Genomic DNA, 7,689 nt, shown 5'->3' with positions numbered 1-7,689 from the left:
GCAGTTGCGCCAGCATGATGAACGCCTGGCCGTCGTCGTTGAGCACGTTGAAATCGGTGTCGAAGATGACCTTTTCCGCGGCCTGCAAGGAGGTCGCGGAAAGTCCTAGCGTCAGTGCCAGGGCACAGCTTTTCAGTAAGGCCTGCATGAGTGATTTCCACCGTTGTTATTGGAGAAATACAATTCCCACGTAGGAGCCGGCTTGCTGGCGAACGCGGTGGTTCAGTCAACATTTTATTAACTGAACCAACGGGTTCGCCAGCAAGCCGGCTCCTACGTGGGAATTGTATTTCTCCAATCACAACTGTGGAATCAGACCATGCAGGCGTTTGTGAAAAGCTGTGCCCTGGCACTGACGCTAGGACTGTCCGCGACCTCCTTGCAGGCCGCGGAAAAGGTCATCTTCGACACCGATTTCAACGTGCTCAACGACGACGGCCAGGCGTTCATCATGCTGGCGCAACTGCACGCACAAAAGCGCATCGACCTGCTGGGCATGACCCTCGTCAGTGGCAACGCCTGGGTTGATCAGGAGCAGGTCGATGCGCTGAAAGCTGTCGAGCGCATGGGCGTGGAAAAGGACGTCGGCGTGTACTCCGGCGCGGCATACCCGCTGCTGCACGACTTCGCCACGTATGAACAGGAAAAAGCCCTGTTCGGCGCAGGCTGGCCAGGGGCGTTCAAGACCCCGCGTCCGACCTCGGCCTCGCAGCGGGTCGCGCCACCGGACGGGCTTGCTACGCACACTGCATTGCGCAGCAAATCCGCTGCACAGTTCATCGTCGACAGCGTGAAGGAAAACCCTCACGAAGTGACCCTCCTGGCCGTTGGCCCGTTGACCAACATCGCTCTGGCGATTCGCAGCGCACCGGAAATCGTGCCGTTGATCAAACGCATCGTGTACATGGGCGGCGCCATCGAGATTCCCGGCAACACTACGCCAGCGGCGGAATTCAACTGGTGGTTCGACCCCGAGGCCGCAAAAATCGTCCTGCGCTCACCCATCGAGCACGTGATTTTCCCCAACGATGTCTGCGAAAAGGTCATCTTCGACGCCTCGGTCTACCGGCGCATCGTCGCCAGCAAAGGCGTGATTCCCGACCTTTACAAAACGGTGCTGGGGCCTGAGTTCGACAAGGATCCTGACCATCACAGTTTCACCTGGGACAGCCTGCCCGCGCTGTACCTGGTGCGTCCGGACCTGGTCACCGAGTCCAAAGATCTGTGGGTCGATGTCGACGCCCACTTCGGACCGGATTACGGCCGCTCCATCGGCTACAAGAAGGGCGCACCCGTCGGCACACAAAAGGCGAAAGTGGTGTACGCCGTGGACCAGAAGAGGTTCTGGGACGCGTACGTGAATCTGGTCACTCTGCCTGCGCCGGTCAAACGCTGATCGCCTCCGTTCGCGACGATGAAACGGCCCAACCGACCGTAAGCAGGATCAGCCGATCAGGGCAATCAGCTGCTGGCGCTGGGCATCAGTAAGCAAAGGCCCTCTTGCTGCCTCGGCGTTCTCCTTCATGTATTTCGGGTTGCCCGTACCTGGAATCGCACACGTCACCGCCGGGTGTGAGATCAGAAACTTAAGCGCCAGTTGCGCCCAGCTCCTGGCCTGAACCTGCGCCGCCCAGCCCGGCAGGGGCGTGTCGCGCAAGCGGCCGAGCAGACCGCCGCCACCGAACGGCCGATTGCAGATGACCGCAACGCCGCGCTCGCGACACAGCGGCAGCAGGCGTGCCTCGACGGCGCGATCATCCAGCGCGTAATTGATCTGCAGAAAATCAAACGCCTCGGCCCGTAATGCCGCTTCCACTTCGTCGTAGGCCGAGGCGGTGTAGTGCGTCAGACCGATGTAGCGAATGCGCCCTTCTTCTTTCCATTGACGTAGCGTTGGCAGGTGCGTCTTCCAGTCGAGCAGGTTGTGGATCTGCATCAGGTCGATGCGCTCGGTCTGCAACAAACGGAACGACGCTTCCATCTGCGCAATCCCCTCCTCACGTCCCCGGGTCCAGACTTTGGTCGCCAGAAACGCGGGCGATGCCGGCTGATGGATCGACAGCAATTCGCCGGTGGTTTGCTCGGCGCGCCCGTACATGGGCGAACTGTCGATCACGGTGCCGCCGGCATGCAGCAGTTCGTCCACGACGGCGGGCAGCATTTTATAAGCGTCGCTGCCGGGCTCGACATCGAACCCGCGGTACGTGCCCAGGCCAATCATCGGCAACGCTTCGCCGCTGGACGGGATGTCTTGAGTGAGCATGTTCGGTTCTCCTGATTGACCGGGCGAGGCGCCGGGTTGTGGCGGTCGGGATGCTGCGACGGCGGCCTCGGCGCGGGTGTGAACGGCCATGCCGTCAAACGCCAACGCTGCCGAAGCACCTCCCGCCAGGGTCAGCAGTCTTCTGCGGGTGAGCAGGTTCGGGTCGGTCAAAGGCGTGTCTCCGGGCCGGGGTGACGTTAGCGCGCAGTGATGCTGTCGACCCCACGGAAGCGGCCGCAGTTCAAGTTGCTATGACCATCTGCACAGATCACGGGAACGCTGCTCCGATCGATGCGTCAGAACTGCATCTTTGAACAATGGAAGACACACCATGAAAACAGTTATCACTCAGAGCGAACTCGCCCAGGCCGACCTGCGCCCTTACACCGAAATCTGGCTGACCTCGCCAACAGCCGTTCGCGAAACCGGTCACACCGAAGATGAACTGTGCCTGTGGCGCGCCAATCAAGTCTTTTCCCACGACATGCTCAGCGAAGGCACCCATGGCCAGAACGTCATGCCGATCTGGCTGGTGCTCGACAACATTGATGACCCGGACCAGGTGCTTGGCGTGGAAACAATGGTAAGGGAACGACTGCTGACCGCAGGCCTTGATGGCGAGTTTTACCCGGCCGAAGTGGGCGAAAGGACGGATGGGGTTAAATGATCTGATACAGCGGCGGTGCGGCCGTGGCTTGGGTTCGACGTCCCATCTGCGTCCGAGCCGGCTTGCTGGCGAACCCGGTCCTTCAGGTAATACTACGTCCGGCTGACCCACCGCGTTCGCCACCGTCGTAATCTCCGACAGCTCCTACAGTGGCGCGATGCACTTCATCTTATTGACGCAAAAACCCTGTACGAGCCAGCTGGCGAACCCGGTCCTTCAGGTAATACAACGTCCGGCTAACCCACCGCGTTCGCCACCGTCGTAACCTCCGACAGCTCCTACAGTGGCGCTATGTACTTCGTCTGATTGACGCAAAACCCCTGTACGAGCTAGCTGGCGAATGCGGTCCTTCAGGTAATACAACGTCCGGCTGACCCACCGCGTTCGCCACCGTCGTAACCTCCGACAGCTCCTACAGTGGCGCGATGCACTTCGTCTGATTAACGCAACATTCTGTAGGAGCCGGCTTGCTGGCGAACGCGGTGGCGTCAGGCACCTTTGCAGTGCCTGACCCCTTGCGGTCGCCAGCAATCCAGCTCCCACCGGTTGCCTGTTTGATCCGACAGGCCGGGTTATCTGAGATCCCGGCAGCTTACTGCTTCAACGCGTCATACGCCTCCAGCGCATGCAGTGAATAGACGTACGCGGCGCCTGCGTTCAACGAGATCGCGGTGGCCAGGGCGGCGGCCACTTCTTCGCGGGTCGCGCCTGCGGCGATCGCGGCTTGAGCATGGGTGCCAAGGCAACCGTCACAACGGGTGGTGACGGCGACGGCGAGGGAAATCAATTCGCGGGTCTTGGCGTCGAGCACGTTGTTTTCCGCAGCGGCTTCGCCCAGGGCCATGTAGGCCTTGACCATCTTCGGGTTGGACTTGGACAGCGCACCAAACGACTGCTTGATGGTGGAAACCAGATCGGGCCAATTGCTGAACATATTGGTATCTCCTGAGGGTGGCGACTAGACTGCGCCGGACACCTTCAGTCTCCGCCCACCGCGGCGCGGCGGCTTGCTCGTTTGGCTCATTCTTTTGTCCGAAAGTCGCCTATGCACGCCATTGACACGCTCATTGCCCTCGCCGACGTGCGCGGCAGCCTGGACCTTCGTTGCCAGTTTCAGGGTGACTGGGCGCTCGACCATCAGCAGGAGCCCGCCGGCACGTCGCCCTATCACATCGTGCTGGCCGGCCAGTGCCACGTGGAGCTGGCCGATGGGCAGCGACTGGCCCTGACAACGGGGGACATCCTGGTCCTGCCGCGTGGCAGCCAACACCTGCTGCACAGCCCCGGCCAGCGCGTGGCGAGCGCTCGGCCGCAACGTACCACCGAGAGCGGTCTGTTGCCGGTGCAACGTTTTGGTGACGGCACGGAGCTGGACTTATTGTGCGGACGTTTCATCCACCAGCCCGAGGCCATGCTGTTTGCGTCCCTGCCCAACCCTGTGAAGGTCTCGACCCAGGCGCTGGGCAGCGGCGACCCGCTGCCGTCGCTGGTTGCGATGTTGCGCCGTGAAGCCGACGCCAACCTGCCGGGAGCTCAGTTCATGGTCAACGCGCTGACCTCGGCGCTGTTCACGCTGATTGTCCGAGAGCACCTTCGTCAGGCGCCACAACATGCCGGCAGCCTCGGCCTGCTGGGTGACAAGCGGCTGGGTCGGGCGTGGCAGGCGATGCTGGAAAACCCGGCCGATGACTGGAGCGTTGACCGGTTGGCGGCGCTGGCGAGCATGTCCCGAGCGACCTTCATGCGCGCCTTCACGAAACTCAGCGGCAGCTCCCCCTGGACCCTGCTCACCCAAGTCCGCATGCAGCGGGCCTACCGTTTATTGAGTCGGTCGCAGGAGGGACTGAGTGACATCGCCGCCCAGGTCGGTTACCAATCCCAGGCGGCGTTCAGCAAGGTATTCAAGGACACCTACGGCATGGCGCCCGGTCAGTTGCGCCGCCGCCTGATCGCCCCCGCTCAGGAATGACGTGCAGCGTGGATAGACCGATCAATGCCTCCGTCAGGCCGGCGGCGTCGCGCCCAGGCGTTTCCACATCGGTTTGGTCAGCCGCTGGGTGTTCTTGTAACCGGCCCACGGGTCAGCCTTCAGCTTGCGCAGCCGCTGCTCCAGATTGGCGATGTTCCACTGCGCTGAAGACGTCACCTCGGTCAGCTCATCACGGCTGATCGGCACCGACACCGGCAACCCGGGCCGTGCCCTCGCCGAATAGGCCACGACGGTGCTGGCGCCACGGGTGTTGCGCAGGTAATCGATAAAAATCTTGCCGACCCGGTTCTTGGGCCCGGACGTGGCGGTAAACCGGTCGGGCAACTCCCGCGACATAAACTGCGCCAGTGCTTTGGCGAAGGCCTTGACCGACTCCCAATCCGCCCGGCGTGCCAGCGGCACCACGATGTGCATGCCCTTGCCGCCACTGGTCTTGACGTAGGCTTTGAGGCCCAGCTCGTCGAGGGTTGACAGGGTTAACTGCGTGGCTTCGATCATGCTGCGCCATGGCAGCTCGGCGTCCGGATCAAGGTCAAGAACGAAGTGGTCTGGCAGCTCGATCTGATCGTAGGTCGCGCCCCACGTGTGCAGTTCGATGGTGCCCATCTGCGCCGCACCGACCAGTGCCTTGACGCTGTCGATCTCCATCAGGCGCGCGTGGCCGGGGTCCAGTTTGGGGTCCAGCTGCTTGATGTTGGGGATCGCCATGCGCTCGGAGTGCTTCTGGAAGAACTGCTCGCCTTCAACGCCTTCGGGGCAACGCAGCAGCGCCACGGGACGATGGTCCAGGTGCGGCAAAATCCAGTCAGCCACTGATTCGTAGTACTGCGCCAGCTCGATCTTGTGCAGGCCGCTCTCTGCGTCAATCACGCGCTCAGGATGGCTGACCATCACCCCTGCCACTTCGACGCGGTCCTTGCCGGCCCGTTTGCTGGCGGGCTGGGGTTTCTCCGCCGAAGCATCGCCGCTTGCGGGGGCTTTTTTGGTCGGCGGGGAGGCCTTGGTGGCACTGGGCTTGAAGGGCGCCTTGATGTCTTTCGGCGTTTTGGGGTATTCGTGGACCACTTCGCTGGCCGGCTTGTCGCTGCGCAACGACACAAACGCCGAGTGCCGAATGATGCCGTCGCGGGTCCACTCACCGAACTCCACTTCTGCCACCAACGTCGGCTTTATCCAGTGCACGCCCCGGGCCTGGGCGCTGGTGACTTTTTTCGTCAGCGGCGACGCGTCTTGCTCCAGCGGCTTCATTTGCTCAAGCAAATCCCCGAGCATGTGCTGATTGAAACCGGTGCCGACCCGCCCGGCGTACACCAGACCTGCACCCTCCTCGTTCACCGCCAGCAGCAGCGCGCCGAAACCACTGCGCGCGCCCTGGGGCCGGGTGAAGCCGACCACAACAAACTCCTGCCGCAACTTGCATTTGAGCTTGATCCAGTCGGCGGTACGCCTGGACTGATAGGTGCTGCCGGCACGCTTGCCGATCACTCCCTCCAGGGACATCAGACTCGCGCTTTCAATGATGTCACGATGCCCTGCGGAGAACGCGTCGGAAAACCGTAGCAGGCCCTTTTGCTGTCGCCCCAACACCTTCTTCAGGGCAGCGCGACGGTCCTCGACAGGTGTCTCGCGCAGGTCTTCACCGTTATGGAACGGCATGTCGAACACGTAATAGAGGATGTCCTTGCTGCGGTCGATGTCGAACGCATTCTGCAGCGCCTGAAAGTCAGGCAACCCGGCGTCATTAAGGACCACCACCTCGCCGTCCAGCCAGGTGTTGTCCAGTTTCAATTCGCCAATCGCCTTGGCTTGCAGCGGCAGGCGCTCGGTCCAGTCATTGCCGTTGCGGGTGAAAAACTTCACCTCGCCATCGATGACGCGGGTCAGGATTCGGTAACCGTCGTACTTGATTTCGTAGAGCCATTCGCCTTCAGGCGGGGCGGCCATCAGCGTCGCCAACGAGGGGGAAAGCTTGGCAGGCACCGCGCTTTTCTTAGCCGAAGACGCCTTGGACTTTTTTTCCGAAGCGTTGTCCGCCGGTTTCTTCACGGCTGGCGTGTCGTTGGCAGATTCAGAAGCTGGTTTGCGCTTGGTGCTCTTGGCCGGCACGCGTTCCTCGCCCACCGTGGCGCCACTGATGACGCTTTGCGGCTTGTCGGCGACGATGTCGTATTCCTCGCCCGGCCGCACGGCATCGTCCTTTTCCTTGATCAACAGCCACTGTTCCTTGTCGCTGTTCCCCGGCATACGGGTCCGCACCAGGGTCCAGTCGCCGGTAAGCTTTTCGCCAATCAGGGTGAACTTGAGCTTGCCAGCCTCGTAGGTTTCCTGCGGGTCGCCGTGGGGCTGCCATATGCCGCGATCCCAGACGATCACGTCGCCGGCGCCGTATTCGCCCTCGGGAATGCTGCCCTCAAAGCTGCCGTACCCCAGCGGGTGGTCTTCGACCTGCACCGCCAGGCGCTTGTTTTTCGGGTCAAGGCTTGGCCCCTTCGGCACCGCCCAGCTTTTCAGCGTGCCGTCCAGCTCAAGACGGAAGTCGTAATGCAGATTGCGCGCATCGTGCTTGTGAATGACGAAACTCAGCGCCTTGCCTTTCGTGCTTCGCGTCTCGCCCTCGCCTTCCGCAGGCTCGGAGGTGACGTCGAAGTTGCGCTTGCGGGTGTATTCACTCACAGGTTTTGCCATGACGATGAACCTCTGCGCATTGAAACGTTGCATCGTTTAACGCTTCACCCTGAACGCCGGCACTACGCACGTGCAGGCGCTCGG

General features: G+C 61.8%; 6 protein-coding genes and 1 pseudogene. 3 read left to right on the top strand and 4 right to left on the bottom strand.

The window, feature by feature from the left end; all coding sequences use genetic code 11:
• Window positions 1–148: pseudogene (locus tag VF672_RS18050) on the bottom strand (nucleoside hydrolase); the annotation flags it as partial.
• 171 nt (window positions 149–319) lie between these two features.
• Here VF672_RS18050 and VF672_RS18045 point away from each other — a divergent pair.
• Window positions 320–1,396, top strand: a complete 1,077-nt coding sequence (locus VF672_RS18045; RefSeq protein ID WP_331105919.1) for a nucleoside hydrolase — start codon at window positions 320–322, stop codon at window positions 1,394–1,396.
• A 48-nt stretch (window positions 1,397–1,444) separates the two neighbouring features.
• Here the strand turns inward: VF672_RS18045 and VF672_RS18040 are convergent, their stop codons facing one another.
• Window positions 1,445–2,353 (bottom strand): aldo/keto reductase, encoded by a 909-nt coding sequence (locus tag VF672_RS18040; protein ID WP_414705628.1) that lies wholly within the window; start codon window positions 2,351–2,353, stop codon window positions 1,445–1,447.
• A gap of 241 nt (window positions 2,354–2,594) precedes the next feature.
• Between VF672_RS18040 and VF672_RS18035 the strand changes: the two genes are divergently transcribed.
• A complete protein-coding gene (locus VF672_RS18035) occupies window positions 2,595–2,930 on the top strand; it encodes a hypothetical protein (protein WP_331105917.1) in 336 nt (111 codons plus the stop codon).
• 592 nt (window positions 2,931–3,522) lie between these two features.
• Here the strand turns inward: VF672_RS18035 and VF672_RS18030 are convergent.
• Complete coding sequence (locus VF672_RS18030; RefSeq protein ID WP_037008925.1) at window positions 3,523–3,864, bottom strand: carboxymuconolactone decarboxylase family protein; 342 nt, start codon at window positions 3,862–3,864, stop codon at window positions 3,523–3,525.
• A 111-nt stretch (window positions 3,865–3,975) separates the two neighbouring features.
• On the opposite strand from VF672_RS18030, the gene VF672_RS18025 reads away from it, so the two are divergent.
• Window positions 3,976–4,899 carry an AraC family transcriptional regulator gene (locus VF672_RS18025; RefSeq protein ID WP_331105916.1) on the top strand — a complete coding sequence of 308 codons (924 nt, stop codon included), beginning with the start codon at window positions 3,976–3,978 and terminating at the stop codon, window positions 4,897–4,899.
• Between the two features lie 33 nt (window positions 4,900–4,932).
• Here VF672_RS18025 and ligD read toward each other — a convergent pair whose 3' ends face one another.
• On the bottom strand, window positions 4,933–7,605 hold the full coding sequence (gene ligD / locus VF672_RS18020; protein WP_331105915.1) for a DNA ligase D: 2,673 nt from the start codon (window positions 7,603–7,605) through the stop codon (window positions 4,933–4,935).
• Window positions 7,606–7,689: the final 84 nt, after the last annotated feature.

The organism is Pseudomonas sp., from assembly GCF_036387035.1.
Lineage (GTDB): Bacteria > Pseudomonadota > Gammaproteobacteria > Pseudomonadales > Pseudomonadaceae > Aquipseudomonas.
The sequence above is the reverse complement of the archived record's forward strand: the minus strand, read 5'-3'. Positions and strand labels throughout refer to the sequence as shown.

Excerpts from the sequence above, each read along its gene's own strand:
- VF672_RS18045 (WP_331105919.1), top strand. The coding sequence starts at position 320 with ATGCAGGCGTTTGTGAAAAGCTGTGCCCTGGCACTGACGCTAGGACTG.
- VF672_RS18040 (WP_414705628.1), bottom strand. The coding sequence starts at position 2,353 with ATGGCCGTTCACACCCGCGCCGAGGCCGCCGTCGCAGCATCCCGACCG.
- VF672_RS18035 (WP_331105917.1), top strand. The coding sequence starts at position 2,595 with ATGAAAACAGTTATCACTCAGAGCGAACTCGCCCAGGCCGACCTGCGC.
- VF672_RS18030 (WP_037008925.1), bottom strand. The coding sequence starts at position 3,864 with ATGTTCAGCAATTGGCCCGATCTGGTTTCCACCATCAAGCAGTCGTTT.
- VF672_RS18025 (WP_331105916.1), top strand. The coding sequence starts at position 3,976 with ATGCACGCCATTGACACGCTCATTGCCCTCGCCGACGTGCGCGGCAGC.
- ligD (WP_331105915.1), bottom strand. The coding sequence starts at position 7,605 with ATGGCAAAACCTGTGAGTGAATACACCCGCAAGCGCAACTTCGACGTC.